17 protein-coding genes are annotated in these 15497 nt (G+C 71.0%); 10 read left to right on the top strand and 7 right to left on the bottom strand.

Annotation, left to right across the window (positions count from 1 at the left end; all coding sequences use genetic code 11):
- Positions 1 to 41: 41 nt before the first annotated feature.
- On the top strand, positions 42 to 638 hold the full coding sequence (locus AQI94_RS41520) for a DinB family protein (protein WP_031055469.1): 597 nt from the start codon (positions 42 to 44) through the stop codon (positions 636 to 638).
- Between the two features lie 85 nt (positions 639 to 723).
- On the opposite strand, the gene AQI94_RS41515 is transcribed toward AQI94_RS41520, so the two are convergent.
- Positions 724 to 1692: an SMP-30/gluconolactonase/LRE family protein gene (locus tag AQI94_RS41515; RefSeq protein WP_031055466.1), complete on the bottom strand. Its 969-nt coding sequence runs from the start codon at positions 1690 to 1692 to the stop codon at positions 724 to 726.
- Positions 1693 to 2016: 324 nt separating this feature from the next.
- Here AQI94_RS41515 and AQI94_RS41510 point away from each other — a divergent pair, with 324 nt between their 5' ends.
- Complete coding sequence (locus AQI94_RS41510) at positions 2017 to 2961, top strand: hypothetical protein (protein WP_031055463.1); 945 nt, start codon at positions 2017 to 2019, stop codon at positions 2959 to 2961.
- Positions 2962 to 3023: 62 nt separating this feature from the next.
- Here AQI94_RS41510 and AQI94_RS41505 read toward each other — a convergent pair whose 3' ends face one another.
- The 4 genes from AQI94_RS41505 to AQI94_RS41490 form a co-directional block, all read right to left on the bottom strand.
- Positions 3024 to 3719 (bottom strand): hypothetical protein, encoded by a 696-nt coding sequence (locus AQI94_RS41505; RefSeq protein ID WP_031055460.1) that lies wholly within the window; start codon positions 3717 to 3719, stop codon positions 3024 to 3026.
- Positions 3716 to 4336, bottom strand: a complete 621-nt coding sequence (locus tag AQI94_RS41500) for a hypothetical protein (RefSeq protein ID WP_078902879.1) — start codon at positions 4334 to 4336, stop codon at positions 3716 to 3718. Before AQI94_RS41500 ends, AQI94_RS41505 begins: the two co-directional genes overlap by 4 nt.
- 233 nt (positions 4337 to 4569) lie before the next feature.
- Entirely contained in the window at positions 4570 to 4995 is a 426-nt protein-coding gene (locus tag AQI94_RS41495) for a DUF4267 domain-containing protein (protein WP_031055455.1), read from the bottom strand.
- A gap of 407 nt (positions 4996 to 5402) precedes the next feature.
- Positions 5403 to 5849 carry a DUF1772 domain-containing protein gene (locus AQI94_RS41490; RefSeq protein WP_031055452.1) on the bottom strand — a complete coding sequence of 149 codons (447 nt, stop codon included), beginning with the start codon at positions 5847 to 5849 and terminating at the stop codon, positions 5403 to 5405.
- A 90-nt stretch (positions 5850 to 5939) separates the two neighbouring features.
- On the opposite strand from AQI94_RS41490, the gene AQI94_RS41485 reads away from it, so the two are divergent.
- The 4 genes from AQI94_RS41485 to AQI94_RS41470 all read left to right on the top strand — a co-directional run bounded on the left by AQI94_RS41485 (position 5940) and on the right by AQI94_RS41470 (position 9774).
- Positions 5940 to 6518, top strand: coding sequence for a TetR/AcrR family transcriptional regulator (locus AQI94_RS41485; protein WP_031055450.1), 579 nt, complete (start codon positions 5940 to 5942; stop codon positions 6516 to 6518).
- A gap of 340 nt (positions 6519 to 6858) precedes the next feature.
- Positions 6859 to 8337, top strand: a complete 1479-nt coding sequence (gene rox, locus AQI94_RS41480) for a rifampin monooxygenase (protein ID WP_031055448.1) — start codon at positions 6859 to 6861, stop codon at positions 8335 to 8337.
- 99 nt (positions 8338 to 8436) lie between these two features.
- Positions 8437 to 9021 carry a hypothetical protein gene (locus tag AQI94_RS41475; protein ID WP_031055445.1) on the top strand — a complete coding sequence of 195 codons (585 nt, stop codon included), beginning with the start codon at positions 8437 to 8439 and terminating at the stop codon, positions 9019 to 9021.
- Positions 9022 to 9150: 129 nt separating this feature from the next.
- Positions 9151 to 9774: a TetR/AcrR family transcriptional regulator gene (locus AQI94_RS41470; RefSeq protein ID WP_031055435.1), complete on the top strand. Its 624-nt coding sequence runs from the start codon at positions 9151 to 9153 to the stop codon at positions 9772 to 9774.
- Positions 9775 to 9785: 11 nt separating this feature from the next.
- On the opposite strand, the gene AQI94_RS41465 is transcribed toward AQI94_RS41470, so the two are convergent.
- Positions 9786 to 10445 (bottom strand): response regulator transcription factor, encoded by a 660-nt coding sequence (locus AQI94_RS41465; protein ID WP_031055433.1) that lies wholly within the window; start codon positions 10443 to 10445, stop codon positions 9786 to 9788.
- Positions 10442 to 11626 (bottom strand): sensor histidine kinase, encoded by a 1185-nt coding sequence (locus AQI94_RS41460; RefSeq protein ID WP_037944864.1) that lies wholly within the window; start codon positions 11624 to 11626, stop codon positions 10442 to 10444. The genes AQI94_RS41465 and AQI94_RS41460 overlap by 4 nt, the downstream gene beginning before the upstream one ends.
- Before the next feature lie 128 nt (positions 11627 to 11754).
- On the opposite strand from AQI94_RS41460, the gene AQI94_RS41455 reads away from it, so the two are divergent.
- The 4 genes from AQI94_RS41455 (at position 11755) to AQI94_RS41440 (ending at position 15480) form a co-directional block, all read left to right on the top strand.
- On the top strand, positions 11755 to 12354 hold the full coding sequence (locus tag AQI94_RS41455) for a DUF308 domain-containing protein (protein WP_031055427.1): 600 nt from the start codon (positions 11755 to 11757) through the stop codon (positions 12352 to 12354).
- Positions 12355 to 12811: 457 nt separating this feature from the next.
- Positions 12812 to 13255: a DUF485 domain-containing protein gene (locus tag AQI94_RS41450; RefSeq protein ID WP_031055425.1), complete on the top strand. Its 444-nt coding sequence runs from the start codon at positions 12812 to 12814 to the stop codon at positions 13253 to 13255.
- Positions 13252 to 14883, top strand: a complete 1632-nt coding sequence (locus tag AQI94_RS41445; protein ID WP_031055422.1) for a sodium/solute symporter — start codon at positions 13252 to 13254, stop codon at positions 14881 to 14883. The genes AQI94_RS41450 and AQI94_RS41445 overlap by 4 nt, the downstream gene beginning before the upstream one ends.
- Positions 14884 to 14979: 96 nt before the next feature.
- Positions 14980 to 15480 (top strand): pyridoxamine 5'-phosphate oxidase family protein, encoded by a 501-nt coding sequence (locus AQI94_RS41440; protein WP_031055420.1) that lies wholly within the window; start codon positions 14980 to 14982, stop codon positions 15478 to 15480.
- Positions 15481 to 15497: the final 17 nt, after the last annotated feature.

Raw genomic sequence — 15497 nt, 5'->3', positions numbered from 1 at the left:
TCGGCACTCCCGCTGTCAGTGCCGACTGCAAGACTGCCCGCATGATCGAACCGAACCCGAAAGCGGACCTTCTTCGCTACCTGCAAGAAGCGCGCGACGCCCTGCTCTGGAAGCTCGACGGGCTTTCGGAATACGACGTCCGGCGTCCTCTGACCCCCACGGGAACCAATCTGCTGGGGCTGGTCAAACATGTCGCCGGTGTGGAGCTTGGGTACTTCGGCGACACGTTCGGGCGGCCGTTCTTCGAGGAGCGACCGCCGGCCTGGTGGTACACGGAGGACGCAGAACCCAACGCGGACATGTGGGCCACCGCGGACGAGTCACGCGAAGACATCGTCGGGCTGTACCGCCTGGCGTGGAAGCACTCCGACAGCACGATCGCGACGCTGGCGCTGGACGCGGTCGGCCGGGTGCCCTGGTGGCCGGAGGAACGTCGCGAGACGACACTGCACCACATCCTGGTGCGCGTGATCTCCGACACGCAGCGGCACGCGGGCCACGCGGACATCGTGCGAGAACTCATCGACGGTTCCGTCGGGTGCCTGCAGCACAAGGGCGACATGCCGCCAGGAGATCAGGCGTGGTGGGCGAGCTATCGAAGCCGGCTGGAGCGCGTCGCACGGGAAGCCGACAGCTGATCCCGGCCACTGTCCCAGCCGGGAGAGCGCCGGAAGGGCGGGCCCGGAAAGCGGGCCCGCCCTTTCCGTCAAACCCGGTCAGGCCCTATCCATGGTTCAGGTGGGCCAGGAGGAGGTTCGGGTCCGGCTCGGTGGCGAAGTACGAGGCGCTGGGGACGTAGACCGTCCGGTGGCGTACGGCCACGGAGGTCGGGTTCGAGAGCCCGTCCTGCTGGGTGAGGACGACGGAGTGGGTGCCGTCCGGGCGGATCACGACCACCTGGTTGGTGCCGTTCACCGCGGCCAGGACCGTGTCGCCGTGGTGTGAGGTGAACGCGAAGTCGTCGATACCGCCGAGCCCTGAGGCCCGGGTCCCGATCGGGCCCGCGGAGCCGTTTCGCCTTACGGGGATGCGCAGCAGCGTCCCGCGGTCGGTGTTGGACACCCAGACGGCGTCGTCGTGGACCTTGATTCCGTTGGCACCGAAGCCGGTTCCGGACGGGACCGGGGTGAGAGCCGTTCCGGTGGCCCAGGCGGTGCGCTCGCCGCCTGCCAACGGCACGCGCCAGACGATCCCCCGCACCGAGTCGGCCGCGTAGAGCACGCCCCGGTGCTCGTCGAGGGCCAGGCCGTTGGGCAACCCGTTCGCGGGCAGCTTCGCGATCTGCCGGGGCTTGCCGCCGTCGGGGGCGATGCGCCAGATGCCGGTCTTGCTGGTGCCGGTGGCGTAGTTGACGTAGAGGGTGCCGTCGTGGGCGCGGGCGATGCCTAGAACGATCGCGTTGTGGACGACGGGGGTGTTCGGGTTCTCGACGGCGGGCAGGGTGACGCGCCCGCGGATGTCTCCGTGCCGGGTGACGTTGGCGACCTGGCGGGCGAAGGCGAAGGTCAGATCGGCGGAGCCGTCGGGTTCGACCGCGATGTTCTCGGGTGTCTCCCCGGCGGCGAAGTCGAAGTGTGCGACCACACGCGGCTGCGACACGATCGGCTCGTCACCGGATGCGGGAGCGGATGCCAGCACGCCGAGGGCGACGGCGGTCGCGGCGATACCGGCCAGGTGCGGGAGTCGGGGCATGAACCTCTCCTTGGGCTGCCTCCGGCGCCACCGCTGTGGCGCCGGAGGCAGCCTGCGCCACGCCGGTCGGCGCGTACCGGAGTCACGGCCGGGAGATCACCCTCGCGGCCCACGGAACGAAGAAGGAGGCCCCCGCCTTGCCATGAACGGTCCACGCCGGCCGCCCACGGCAGCAGCGGGAAGGCTTCTCCGGAACATCTCCGAGGCATGGCCGAGGCATCGCCGAGGCGCGTCCGCAGGTGCCGGCCGGGATGCGGGATCACCCCCCGCGGGCGACGCTGGTGCCGTGTCAGAGCGCCGAGCCATCGTCCACCCGCCCTGCGTATGGCCGCCGTGACCAGGCGCAAGGGAGCGAAGACCGGCGCGGAGCGCGATGTGGAAGCGGTTCTCGACGACCTCTACACCACGCCCCCGGCCGACTTCGTCGCTCGCCGCCAGGAGTTGGCCGCCGCGGCCGGAGCAGCCGGCCACACGGACGACGCCCGCCGGATTCACGCAGCTCGCCGCCCCACCCTGGCGGCCTGGGCCGCGAACCTCCTGCTGCGCTCCCGGCCGCGGGAGAGCCGGCAGTTCCTGGAGCTGGGGCAGGCCCTGCGCGAGGCGTACCGCGCCCTGGACGCCGTAGGGATCAACGAGCTGTCCGAACAGCGGCGGCGCATCGTGGCTGCCTTGTCCCGGCAGGCGGCGCAGCTCGCTCAGGAGGCCGGGCACCGGCTGTCGGACCAGGTCCGGCAGGACGTCGAAGCCACCTTGCGCGCCGTGCTCACCGATCCGGACGCGGCCGACCGGTGGGCGGGCGGCCGCCTGGAGGGCGCTCTCACCCCGCCGTCGGACTTTCCCGGCACCGCCTCGCCGACCGGCGTCACGCACAAGCCACGCCCGAAGACGACTCCGCGACCATCAGCGCGTACCCGGGCCAAGAACGAACTCGCCGAGAGCCGTCAGAAGCGTCAACGGGAGGAGCGGCTCGATCACGCCCGGACGGCGGCCGAGGAGACCGCACGGCGGTTGCGGGACGCCCGGACCGAGGAAGCCGAGGCCGAGGCGGCACAGAAGCAGGCGCGCGACCGGCACGAGCAGGCCCGGCAGCAGGTGTCCGCCGCCGAGCGGCAACTGCGGCAGGCGCGGGAGGAACTCCAGCGAGCCGACCGTGCACAGCGGGAGGCCGAGGAACGCGGCCACGCCGCCGCTGACGCACACGTACGGGCCCGCCGGGAGGCACGCGAGGCTGAACGGGAGCTGAAGCGCCTGAGCTCACGCAACAGGTAGGTCCGGGGGCGGAAGTGCGCGGTGCCCGGGATTCCTGAGGTCCGCCGGCCGGCATCTTCGCGTCAGCTGACGGGTCGCCTGCCGCATCCGGCCGACCGGCCCGCGGGCCAGTGCGGATGCGGCAAGCCGTCATCACTCATGTGCGCCCGCTGCCAGATCTCGTCCCAGCCGTACGGGGTCTCCGGCAGGAGCCGGTGCCGCTGCCCGCAGGGACAGGGCGCTGCCGCCCACGCGCACCCCTGACACAGCTCGACCCAGCTGTGCCCCGTCGAGACGGACGTCGGCGGTCCTTCGGTCCCGCAGGCCGGGCAGCCCGGCAGGTCGGCACCGTCGAGGAGCGCGTTCCGTCGGCGGACGTACTCGGGCAGGCGCAGCGAAGGGTGGCGAAACGGGTCTTCGTACCAGGCGCGCTCCGGGCCCGCCCAGCCCGCCCACCAGCTCCGCAGCCACCATGGTCGCGGGTTCGGCACAGCCCGCCGCCCGGCCCGCTTCTCCGCCCGGCGCTGCACGACGTACTCCTCCGCCCGCGCGAGCCACAGCACCCGGGCCTGATGCAGTTCCTCCACCGCTCGCACCAGCGCGTCCGGGTCCGCCTCCAGCCGCCGGGGGATTCCGGCGCTGAGCGTGAGGTGGTGGTACGTCGCCCGGAAGCCGTACGGCGCGAAGAGGGTGACGCAGGTCCGCAGCGCGCTGTGTCGGCGGTGGAGAGGAAGGCGGACGTCGTGCACGCGCGCCCGGTGGGTCAGGAAGCTGGTCATGGCGTGGGCTCCAGGTCCAGTGCGCGGGCCAGGGCCGCGGTGACGGGGGCGGCCTGTGCCGGCAGATGTTCCTCGGCCCAGGTTGCCGCGAGAGCGAGGAAGTCCCGCAAGTCCTGCTCGGCACCGGTGATGAGTGTGCGCAGCTGGTCCACCGGCAACTCGGTCGTCGGGGCGGCGTCCTTCGCGTGGGCGTCGAGAGTCAGTCGGACGGTGTCGCCGACGCGTTCGGCCGTCGAGAACGGGTCGTGACCGAAGGACGCGCAGCCGGTGCCGTCCAGCACCTCCAGCCAGTCCCGCCAGGTCTCCAGCCCGCTGCAGCAGCCCGGCTCGACGAAGACGGTGCCGGTGGCGTCGTCGGTCACCCGGAACCCTCCGTTGGCGACGAGGTCGGGCAGGGTGAGCAGCCCGTGCAGGAAGGTGCCGAGCGGGTCGGTCGAGTACGGCTCGGGCTCGTCCTCCGGCTCGGAGCCGTTGCAGTCGGCGATCCGCATGACCGCCGTGCCGACCTCCCGCGGAGTCAGCTTCCCGTCCAGCACGAGGTAGCTGTACGACTCGTGCTCCCCGATCGGCCACAGCGCAAAGCCGTCGGCGACACAGATCTCCAGGACGGGTCGCATCACGATCACCCGAGGGATGATGCCGGACCCACCGGCACGGCGCCACGGGCTTTGACTGCGGCAGCGGGCTCAGGCGGGCCCGTCGGCTGGGCAGTTTCGCGGTTCGCTGCGGGTGCGCCGGGCCGATCGGCCCCCATCAGCCGATCGGCCCCCATCAGGTGACGCGCGAACACCGGTACGCGCCGAGGTGGCCCGGTCGGGGTCCGGGCCACCTCGGAACGATGTGCCAGGGGTCAGGCGGGCTGTGGGGCGGGTGTGGCCGGAACGGAGGCGACCTTGCGGGTCTCGCGCAGCACCAGCAGGCCGTTGACCACCATCAGTGTCGCGGTCAGGCCGTGGACGCCGAACGCGGTGGCCACGGAGCCGTGGTGGGCCAGCACCGTGGTCATGTCGCCGTACGCGGCGAGGGCCTCCACGAGCAACACCCAGCCCAGCGCCCGGCGATGGCCCGTCACCAGCAGGACGCCCAGGACCAGTGCCAGGACGACGTCGCGGATTCCCTTGACGACGAGGAAGCCGCCACCGTCCCCGGACGGCCGGCTCGGCAGGCCGAAGCCGGGCGCGGTCGTCTCCGGGCTCAGGATGAACTCCGCCCCGAACCAGAGGATGAAGAGGATGAAGGCGGCGGTCAGGACGGTGTTGATCTTTTTCAGCGCCATGGTTCGTCTCCTTGCGGGTCTTCGTGAGCTCGATGGGGGTGGGTGAGGCGCGCAACCAGATCTGGCCGCGGCGAGGCCGCCGAGGGCGTGCCGGATGGGATGGGGCGGGCCGGGCCTGGAGTGCGGAGAGGAGCGTGGTGCGCTCGGCCTGGTTCACGTCCCGCAGGGCGAGGCCGAGGAGGGCTGAGCGATGTGCGCTTGGGCGTGTCGGCCCTCGGGCGGTCGCCCAGGAAGGCCGCCCGGGGGGCCATTCCTACGCGGTGACGTGCCGGGTGGGTGTGTCGGGGCGGGTGTCCCGCGGACAGCGGTGCCGCGCTCCGGGCGCACTGCCAGCCGTGGCGCACTGCCGAGCCATCGCGCACGGCCGAGTCGTAGCGGCTGACGACCGGGCCGGTGGGCCCGGGGGCTCAGGCGAGGGCGACGACCAGCAGGGCGAAGGCGGCGATGATCACGGCGACGCGGACGTAGTGGAATCGCTCCCACCGGTTCAGCTGCTGCTTCCAGTCGGCGGGCCGGCTCTCCGGGGTCCACGTCTTGTTCCGGTTGTTGATCGGGACGAGCAGCAGCACCGACATGACCACACTGAGGACCAGGAGCGCGCCGGCGGTGACGACGAGGCCGGAGCCGTGGTGGTGCCATCCGGCGACGGCCCAGATGCCGACGAGGACGAGTGAGCCGATGTACCAGACCGGCATCACGGCGCCGAGCATCCGGCCCCCGTGGGCGTGGCCGAGCTGGCTGCTGTCCTCAGGGAGGGCGTTGAGAATCCGGTTCATGACGAAGGCGACGGAGAACTCCACCCCCACCATCACGCCGACGACCACGGTGGTGACGACCTCAAGTGCGTTGAGCATGACGACCCTCTCGATATCTAGCATTGCTAGCTGTTGAGGCAACGCTAGTACTACTGCCGCTCTCTTGTCTAGCGGTGCTAGGATCGGATCATGTCGGTACAGGAACGCAAGCAACGGGAACGGGCGGAGCGCGAACGCCTCATCGTGGCGACGGCCCGTGAACTCGCCGAGCAGCAGGGTTGGGACGCCGTCACCACCCGCCGGCTCGCCGAATCCATCGAGTACAGCCAGCCCGTCCTCTACAGCCATTTCCGCGGCAAGCGCGAGATCATCGGCGCCGTCGCGCTCCAGGGAGCCACGGAGCTGGCCGTGGCGGTGCGGGCCTCGACCGCCGCCGCGGACGGCCCGCGCGAGCGGGTCGCCGCCCTCGCGCGCGCCTACCTCGACTTCGCCGAGCGCAACCCGGCGGTCTACGACGCCATCTTCCAGCTCGACGGTGGTCTGGCGTACGCGCAGGAGGACACCCCGGAACCGCTCAAGGACGCCTTCGCCGCCCTGCTGGAGTGCCTCGGCGAGGTCGCCGGGGACGGTGTCCAGCCGGGGCTGTTCACCGAGACCTTCTGGGCATGCCTGCACGGGCTGGTCACCCTGACCCGGGCGGGACGGCTGCCGCCGCACGAAACCGGGCCGAGGGTGGAGCTGCTGGTGGACCGGCTCGCCGTTCTCTGACGCACCGTCCGGGCCGGCGCACAGCCGAGGCCCTCGGGTCCGTCGCTCACCAGCCGATACGCGCCCGGACAGCGCGTCATGCACCCGCGCCGTCGCCGGCCGGCGAAGTCAGCAACTGCCCCTTCCACGCCCCCTCGCGTGAGTCGACTCGCGCGACAAAAGGGTTGGACGGACCGACGAAGGGCTTGTAGCTTGCACTCGACCGTGACGCCGCCCGAGGAGGTGAGACCCATGAACGCTGTAGCGATGTGGGTGCTCCCCCTTGCCGTCACGGCCGGCGATTGACGTAGGTGTCGCCGGGAGCGCCTCGACAACAAGGCACTCCTGAAAGGCCACACCCATGGGCTCTCCGCAGTTCACCCCGGCGCCGTCGTCCAACGGCACGGTCGACTTCGACGTGATCATCGCCGGATGCGGGCCGACCGGCGCGATGCTGGCCGCCGAACTCCGGCTGCACGACGTGCGGGTACTCCTGCTGGAGAAGGAAACCGAGCCGGCGTCGTACGTCCGCATCGTCGGTCTTCACATGCGCAGTCTCGAACTGCTGGCAATGCGCGGGCTGTTGGATCGCGTGCGCGCGCACGGCAGGCAGCGTCCGGCCGGCGGATTCTTCGCCGCCATCAACAAACCCGCGCCTCAGGGCCTGGATTCCGCACACCCCTACCTGCTGGGCATCCCGCAGCCGGTCATCGTCGACCTGCTCGAAGACCATGCGATCCAACGGGGTGCGCAGGTCCGCCGCGGGTGCGCGGTGACCGGATTCCAGCAGGACGACGAGGGGGTGACCGTCGAGACGGCCGACGGCGAACAACTGCGTGCGCGCTACCTCGTCGGCTGTGACGGCGGGCGCAGTACGGTGCGCAAACTGCTCGGAGTCGGCTTCCCCGGCGAGCCCTCGCGCACCGACACGCTGATGGGTGAGATGGAAGTGGGTGCGCCGCAGGAGGAGATCGCCGCCAGGACGGCCGAACTCCGCGCGATTCACCACCGGTTCTGGCTGCGGCCGTTCGGCGCCGGGGTCTACAGCGTCGTCGTCCCCGCGGCGGGAGTCGCGGATCGCTCGGTTCCGCCCACCCTCGAGGATTTCCGACGACAACTGCGCGCCGTCGCCGGAACCGATTTCGGCGTGCACTCCCCGCGCTGGCTGTCCCGCTTCGGAGATGCCACACGGCTGGCCGAACGCTATCGGGTCGGGCGGGTGCTGCTGGCCGGCGACGCGGCACACATCCATCCGCCCGTCGGCGGGCAGGGCCTCAACCTGGGTGTTCAGGACGCCTTCAACCTCGGCTGGAAACTGGCCGCACAGATCCGGGGCCGGGCGCCGGAAACGCTCCTGGACACCTACCAGGCCGAACGGCATCCGGTCGCCGAGGCCGTGCTGGACAACACCCGCGCCCAGATGGAACTCCTGTCCCCCGAACCGGGTCCGCGGGCCGTACGCAGACTGCTCACCGAGCTGATGGACTTCGACGAGGTGAACCGTCATCTGATCGAGAAGATCACCGCGATCGGCATCCGCTACGACTTCGGCGAGGGCCCCGACCTGCTCGGCCGCCGGATGCGCGACATCGACGTGCAGGGGGGCCGGCTCTACGATCTGCTGCACCGCGGCCGCGGTCTGCTGCTGGACCGCACCGAACGTCTCACCGTCGGCGCCTGGTCGGACCGGGTCGATCACCTGGCCGATCCCACCGCGGCACTGGATGTTCCCGGCGTGCTGCTCCGCCCCGACGGCCATGTCGCCTGGATCGGCGACGATCAGCGCGAGCTGGACAGCCATCTCGCCCGCTGGTTCGGCAGGCCCGCCGTCAGGCACTAGGTCAGGTCAATGGGTCCGCACGTCGCACAGGGGACCGGTCATCGGTCACAGTGAACGTACTCGGTCAAGGGGGAAGCTGTGGTGGGGGAAGAAGGACCGTTGCCGGAAGCCGGCCTGTTCGCGTGGGAAGCCCTCGTCGTGGCGCAGCCGAAGCGTTCACGGTGGCGCCGGTACAAGGGCCCCGCGCTGGCCGTGTCGACCGTGGAGGGGACGGTGCTCGCCCAGGTCACGTACACCGACGACACGCACTCCCTCCTCGCGAGGGCGTCCGGCGAAGGCATCGTACGCATCGCGAAGCACTCCGCTTTCGGGCAGCTCGGAGCCGTGCGGTTCGATGTCACCGACGGCACCGGCCGGGAGGCAGGCACCGTCGACGCCCGTGGCCCCGTCAGGACCTGGCAACTGAGACTGCGGACCGCGCGGGGACGCGCGCTGCTCCTCACGCGGAGCGGTCTGCTGTCCACCGAGTGGCAGCTCACGGAGAGCGATCCGCACCGGAGCCCGGCACCGGAGGTTCTCGGCCGGGTCACGGTGAGCACCGTCGACGCGTGGCTCGGGTTGCAGCAGTACGTCGTCGTGACGGACCCGCGCCTGGACACGTCGGAACGGCGGACCGTCGTCGCCTCGGTCGTCTGTCTGCATCTGCTCCGTCGGCCTCCGAACAGCGGCGGCGCACCCGCATGAGCCGCAGGCACGCCGAGGTCAGCGGGCGGCCCGGTGGCCGGATCTGACATCATGAGCGAAACGGAACCCGGTTCCAGAAGCCGTACGGATCCCGCATCCGCGGTGCGATAGCAGGAGAGGAGCCTCACGGTGAGCGACAGCCGCCAGGGCACGGAGAAGGGCGCCGCGCCCCAGCGCAAGGACGTGCGGCGCAACAAGCAGATCCTGCTGGACGCGGCTGCCGCCGTCTTCGTCACCTCGGGCGTGGAAGCGCCGGTACGCGACATCGCGGCCAGGGCGGGCGTCGGCATCGGCACGATCTACCGCCACTTCCCCACCCGGGCGGACCTGATCGTCGCGGTCTTCCGCCACCAGGTCGAGACCTGCGTCGAGGCCGGACCCGCCCTGCTGGCGAGCTGCCCCACCGCGTACGAGGCGCTGGAACGATGGATCGACCTGTTCGTCGACTTCCTGGTGACCAAACACGGCCTCGCCGCCGCCCTGCAGCACGACAACGCCGGCTTCGAGACCCTGCACGCCTACTTCATCGACCACCTCGTCCCCGTGTGCACGCAGCTCCTCGACGCCGCCGCGGCGGCCGGCGAGATCCGCTCCGGCATCGGAGGGCTCCAGCTGATGCGCGGCGTGGGCAATCTCTGCGTCGGCGCGGAGAACGACCCCAGCTACGACGCGCGCGCCCTGGTCGCGCTCCTCGTCGCCGGACTGCGCCATCCGCAGCGGCCCGGGGCCGGGGCGGACCACGGCGAGGCGTGAGCGGCCCGGGCTCAGGGATACAGACCGGCTCGGAAGGTGAACGAGACGAGTTGTGCTCGATCGCGTGCGCCGACCTTCGTCATGGCCCGTACCGCGTGCGTCTTCACGGTGAACGGCGACACCGACATCCGGGCCGCGATCTCGTCGTTGCCGAGACCGCTCGCCACGAGCACGACCACGTCCCGCTCCCTGGGGGTCAGCGCGTCGAAGCGGCGCAGGAGTTCCCGGTCGATCACCGGCGGCGGACTGTCGGTCATGTGACCGATCAGCGCGGCCGTCGCCGCGGCCGACAGGGCACCTCCGCCGCCGACGACCTCGACGATCCCGGCGACGAGCTCGGCAGGGCTCACGGTCTTGCTCAGGAAACCGTTGGCGCCCGCGCGCAGAGCGGCGAGAACGATGTCGTCCTGGTCGAACGTGGTCAGCACGATCACCCGTGTCTCTTCGGGCGCATGCTGCGCGCGGATCCGGCGGGTTGCTTCGACGCCGTCGATGCCGGGCATCCGGATGTCCATCAGGACGAGGTCGACGGGGTGGTCCCGGAGGAAGGGGACGACCTGGAGTCCGTCGGAGAGTTCCCCCGCGACCACGAGGCCCGGGTCGAGCCGGAGCATCGCCCGGATTCCGGCCCGGATGTCGTCCTGGTCGTCGACGATCAGAATGCGCGTCATCGGACGGCGGCTCCCAGCAGGCTGAACTCCGCGTGGACCCGGAACCGCCCGTCGTCGCCGTCGATCGTCAGCCGCCCGTTGGAGGACTCGACGCGTTCGCGCATCCCCACCAGGCCCAGTCCGCTGCCGGGGTCGGCGCCGCGGGAGGAGTGCGCGACGCGGTTCTCCACGGTGACGCTGATCGTGCCGTCGACCTCGCGCACCTCCACCGTCGCCGACCCTTCTCCGTGCCGGTAGGCGTTCGTGAGCGCTTCCTGGACGACCCGGTAGACCGTCACGCCGACGCTGGGCTCCACGAAACCGGCGGGGATGTCCAGGGAGGGGCGGACGTCGAGGCCGACGCTCTCGAACGAGGCGACCAGTGCTTCCAGACCGCTGAGCGCCGGGACCGGCCGGAGCGCCTCGTCGTCGCGGACGTCGTCCCCGAGGCGGAGGAGCGCGAGGATGCGCTGCGTTTCGACGACGACGGTACGGGCGCTGGACCTGGCGGAGACGAGGGCCTGCCGGGAGGACTCGGCGGCCTCGGGCAGTCCGATCTCCGCCGCCCCGAGGTGCATGCTGAGCATCGCGACCTGGTGGCCGATGACGTCATGGAGGTCGCGGGCGATGCGGAGCCGCTCTTCGGTCACGCGCCGGGTGGCCTCGATCTCACGGGTGGCGATGGCGCTTTCCGCCCGCTCCTCCAGGGTCCACCAGTGCTCTCGGTGGATGCGCAGCGCGGCCCCGCTCGCACCTCCGGCCATGGCGGAGAAGACGGCGGCCGCTCCCACGACCGCGCCGCCGCGGAATCCGCCCAGGGTCATGAACGCCCCCAGGAAGAACGCCGCCACGACACCGGTCGCCACCAACGGCTGCAGTCCCCTGAACGTGACGGAGAACAGGACGAGCACCGCCATCATCCACACCGACAGGGGGTCGTGACCCACCGCGGTGACGGCGAAGGACGCGGCGCTCGCCACCACCAGTCCGGCCCACGGCCTGCGCCAGGAGAGGGCGACACCGCTGCCGGCGAGGAGCACGGAGAGGGCCGTGGGCCAGTCCGACCCTCGCAGGATGACCGCCACGATCTGCCCGGTGAACACCAGTGCGGCCACCGCGTAGGCGGCCCGGTGCAGCACCTCGGGGCGGCGGACCCACAGGGGTGCCACGGGTCCGTCCTGACTGTCGTGCGCCTTGGCCATGAGCCGATTCTCGTTCACGTGTGCAGCGGCCGTGTACTTCGTTCGAAGTACACGGCGGCGCCCGAAGCCGCTGAGACTCGTCGTCGAGGCGCCCGCCTCACACCGTCACGAACGCAACGGGACACCCGATGACACACACCACCGTCACTTCTCCGGCCTCCGCCACGACCACGACGACGTCCTCCGGGCTCCGGTCGCTCCACCTGATCCGCGTCGCCTTCTCCCTGGTCTGGGTGACGCTGGTCCTCACGACCTCCGGCTCGCTGGTGTCCACGGACCGGCCCACCGTGATCGCGGGCCTGCTCCTCGTCACCTACCCCCTGTGGGACGTGATCGCCACACTCCTCGAACGCCGCCTGGCCGGCCCCGGGTCCACACACCGCGTCACTGCCGTCAACATGGCTCTCGGCCTCGCCACCACGGCCGGGATGATCGTCGCCGTCTTCTCCGACGTCAGGGCGGCTCTCCTCGTCTTCGGTGTCTGGGCCCTCCTTTCCGGAGCGGTCCAGCTCACGGTGGCGATCCGGCGCCGGCGCACCGTCGGCGCCCAGTGGCCCATGATCGTCAGCGGTGCGCAGTCCGTCCTCGCCGGTGTCACCATCGCCGTCGGCTCCGCGTCGGCGGGGAGCGGTCTGTCCGCCCTCGCCGGGTACTCGGCCTTCGGTGCCTTCTGGTTCCTTGTCTCCGCGGTCGCCCTGAGCAACCGGGGCCGACGCGAAGCGCGTTGACCAGAAGGGCGTCGACGTGGAGCGCGTTGACGTGAAGTGCGCCTGATCGCGCACCGGGGCACGTTCGGGCAGCGCGATACCCGCCAGGCATATGACAGCAGTACCACCGCCTCGATGGACGGCACTCCACTGCCCCATTCGACGTACCGCTCGTCACCCTGCCGCCCGGTCCGCTTCCGTCGGAGCAGACCATGCCGACTGGGACTGGTGTACGACGTACGGACGAGCGATTCGGAAGGGATGGGATCACAGGGGATGTCTGTCGTCCCTTCCGTCACACCCTCACCACGGGAACCGGTCGAGGCGGCCCCGCATTCGGGCCGTCCACCGGAAAGTTCAACGGAACACCCATCTCCTGCCCGGACTCCCGCATACCGTGCGGTGACCCGAACCGCCTCCGCCTCCCCCACCTTCCCGCGGTCCGTGACGCCGGGCCCACCGCGCTAGGAGCTTTGGGATGTCCTACGACCGCTCGGAATTATCCCTGCCGCACCGGCACCACGGACGGGTCCCCTCCCCCACCGCACACCGGCCGGCGCCCCTCGCGCCGGCCCGAGAGCGCCCGGGCAGCGGGACCCGTCAGCGTTCCTGGTCCAGCTACCACCGCGCCCTGCGCCTCCTGCGCCGCGCCTGCCGGTGGCAGCGACGGGTCGCCACCCTCGTGGCCCTCGGCTACTTCGCCGTCTTCCTCACCCTCACCGTCCGGGCCCCCGCCTTCATGGCCCGCCCGGCCCTCGGCGGACTCCCCACCGGCCTGCTGCTCGCCGTCGCACAGATCCCCGTCACCTGGCTGGCCGTCCTGCTGTTCGAGTACTCGGCACGGCGGTTCGTCGATCCCCTGGCCCGCCGGGTCAGCCGGTACGCGCGCCCCGCCGACGGCGACGGGCGGGCACAGGCATGACCGACCTCGGCGGCTCCGCGCAGTCCTGGTCCCTGGTCGCCTTCTGCAGTGTCGTCACTCTCACGCTCCTGCTGTGCGTACTGACCGGCCCCGACCGCGACGACCTGGAGGAGTTCTACACCGGCTACCGGACCCTCTCCCCGCTGCGCAACGGCCTCGCGGTCGCCGGCGACTACATCTCCGCCGCGACCGTGCTCACCATCGGCGGAGTCATCGCGCTGTGCGGCTACGACGGAGTGGTCCTGGCCCTGAGCACGCTGCTGTCCCTGCTGCTGCTGATGTTCCTGCTCGCCGAACCCCTGCACAACTCCGGCCGGTTCACCATGGGTGACGCCCTGAGCCGCCGTGTCCCTGGCAGGGCCGTGCGCATCACCGCATGCGTGGTGACCCTGCTGTCGCTGATCCCTATGATGATCGTGCAACTGGCGGGCGTGGGCCAGCTGCTGGCCTTCATCCTGGGCTTCTCCGACCGGGCCATGCAGACCGGCTGCATCGTCGGCGCGGGCGTCCTGATGATCAGCTACGCGGCCCTGGGCGGCATGAGGGGGACCGCGCTCATCCAGATCATCAAGACCGTGATGCTTCTCGGGTCCGGTCTCGTCGTCGCCGTGCTCGTCCTCGCCACCTTCGGCTGGCACCCGGGAACGCTGGTCGACACCGCGGCGCAGCGCAGCGGCACCGGCCGGGCGTTCCTCCAGTACGGCCTCCAGTTCTCGGACGGACCGCACCCCGGACTGGACATGATCAGCACCCAGGTCGCCATCGTGCTCGGCGGTGCGTGTCTGCCGCACGTCACCATGCGGATGTTCACCGCGGGCAACGCCCGTCAGGTACGGCGCACGATGTCCTGGGCCGTGTCCTCGGTCGCCCTGTTCATGCTGGTGATCACCGTCATCGCCCTCGGCGCCACGGCACTCGTCGGCCGCGAGCAGATCACGGCCGCCGACCCGCACGGCAGCACCGCCTACCTGCTGGGTGCGCGGGCCGTGTTCGGCTCCGAGGTCTCCCGCGCCGAGAGCCTGGTGTTCAGCACCGTCACGACGGCGATCTTCCTGACCCTCCTGGCGTCCGTCGCCGGGATGACGCTCGCCTGCGCCAACTCACTGGCGCACGATGTCACCGCCTCCCGGAACCAGGGCATGCCCGCGCTGCGGGAGATGACCCTGGCGCGGGTCTGCGCGCTGATCGTCGGCCTCCCCGTGGTGCTGCTTGCGGCCCTCGCCCAGCACCGCAGCCTGCAGCCGCTGGCCACCCTCTCCTTCTGCATGGGCGCCTCCGCCATCGCGCCGGCGCTGGTCTATTCGCTGTTCTGGCGGCGCTTCAGCAAGGCCGGACTGCTCGGCACGCTCATCGGCGGCTCGGTCGCCGTGCTGGTCCTGATGTCGGGCACCCGGCTCGTCTCCGGCTCACCGGCGTCGGCGTTCCCGGAGGCCGACCTGAACTGGTTCCCCTTCACCACGACCGCCCTGGTGTCCGTGCCGGTGGGCTTCGCCTGCGGCTGGCTGGGCACGGTCCTGAGCGGACGCCGCAGCGCCCGCCGCGCCCGCGAACGGTACGCCGGCATCGAGCAGCTGATCCTCGCGGGACCTCCGCGGCGCCGCCCGAGCTGGAGCCCGGACGGGCCGTAGAGAGAACTCCCGAGAAGATCGTCGACGTCCGGGTGTCGAGAACGTGGCACTGACTCCGTCCCAGGTGCGTCAGTAGCCACTACGGGAGGTACGACCGTGCAAGCGAACGAGATCACCGAGGTTCTGAACCGGCCGATCAGCCAGGAACTGCTGGCGCGCGACGTGGCCCGCCTGGCCTACGTCGCCAAGGACGGCACGCCCCGCAACGTCCCGATCGCGTTCGTCTGGAACGGCTCGGAGATCGTCATGTGCACCACGAAGAACGCCCCCAAGCTGCCGTCCCTGCGCGAGAACCCGGCGGTCGCCCTGACGATCGACACCGAGGTGCACCCGCCGAGGATCCTGCTCATCCGGGGCCGGGCCGAGCTGGACCCTGTCGACGACATCCCGGACGAGTACCTCCAGCCGACCAGCAGCTACGAGATGACCCCCGAGCAGCGGGTCGAGTGGGAGGCGGAGGTCCGGTCGCTCTATCACGACGGGATGGTCCGGATCGTCGTGACGCCGACCTGGGCGAAGCTGATCGACTTCGAGACGACACTGCCGAGCGCGGTCGAGGAGCTGGTCCGGCAGCGGGAGGAACGGCAACGGGCCTGAGCGGCGAGCGACCGCCC

The organism is Streptomyces pseudovenezuelae, assembly GCF_001513955.1.
GTDB classification, from domain to species: Bacteria; Actinomycetota; Actinomycetes; order Streptomycetales; family Streptomycetaceae; genus Streptomyces; species Streptomyces pseudovenezuelae.
The sequence above is the reverse complement of the archived record's forward strand: the minus strand, read 5'-3'. Positions and strand labels throughout refer to the sequence as shown.

Bases quoted from the DNA above. Each gene is read 5' to 3' on its own strand.
- AQI94_RS41460 (WP_037944864.1), bottom strand. From the start codon at position 11,626: ATGGCCAAGGCGCACGACAGTCAGGACGGACCCGTGGCACCCCTGTGG.
- AQI94_RS41500 (WP_078902879.1), bottom strand. From the start codon at position 4,336: ATGCGACCCGTCCTGGAGATCTGTGTCGCCGACGGCTTTGCGCTGTGG.
- AQI94_RS41450 (WP_031055425.1), top strand. From the start codon at position 12,812: ATGTCCTACGACCGCTCGGAATTATCCCTGCCGCACCGGCACCACGGA.
- AQI94_RS41490 (WP_031055452.1), bottom strand. From the start codon at position 5,849: ATGCTCAACGCACTTGAGGTCGTCACCACCGTGGTCGTCGGCGTGATG.
- AQI94_RS41505 (WP_031055460.1), bottom strand. From the start codon at position 3,719: ATGACCAGCTTCCTGACCCACCGGGCGCGCGTGCACGACGTCCGCCTT.
- AQI94_RS41515 (WP_031055466.1), bottom strand. From the start codon at position 1,692: ATGCCCCGACTCCCGCACCTGGCCGGTATCGCCGCGACCGCCGTCGCC.
- AQI94_RS41455 (WP_031055427.1), top strand. From the start codon at position 11,755: ATGACACACACCACCGTCACTTCTCCGGCCTCCGCCACGACCACGACG.
- AQI94_RS41465 (WP_031055433.1), bottom strand. From the start codon at position 10,445: ATGACGCGCATTCTGATCGTCGACGACCAGGACGACATCCGGGCCGGA.
- rox (WP_031055448.1), top strand. From the start codon at position 6,859: ATGGGCTCTCCGCAGTTCACCCCGGCGCCGTCGTCCAACGGCACGGTC.
- AQI94_RS41445 (WP_031055422.1), top strand. From the start codon at position 13,252: ATGACCGACCTCGGCGGCTCCGCGCAGTCCTGGTCCCTGGTCGCCTTC.
- AQI94_RS41495 (WP_031055455.1), bottom strand. From the start codon at position 4,995: ATGGCGCTGAAAAAGATCAACACCGTCCTGACCGCCGCCTTCATCCTC.
- AQI94_RS41510 (WP_031055463.1), top strand. From the start codon at position 2,017: ATGGCCGCCGTGACCAGGCGCAAGGGAGCGAAGACCGGCGCGGAGCGC.
- AQI94_RS41520 (WP_031055469.1), top strand. From the start codon at position 42: ATGATCGAACCGAACCCGAAAGCGGACCTTCTTCGCTACCTGCAAGAA.
- AQI94_RS41485 (WP_031055450.1), top strand. From the start codon at position 5,940: ATGTCGGTACAGGAACGCAAGCAACGGGAACGGGCGGAGCGCGAACGC.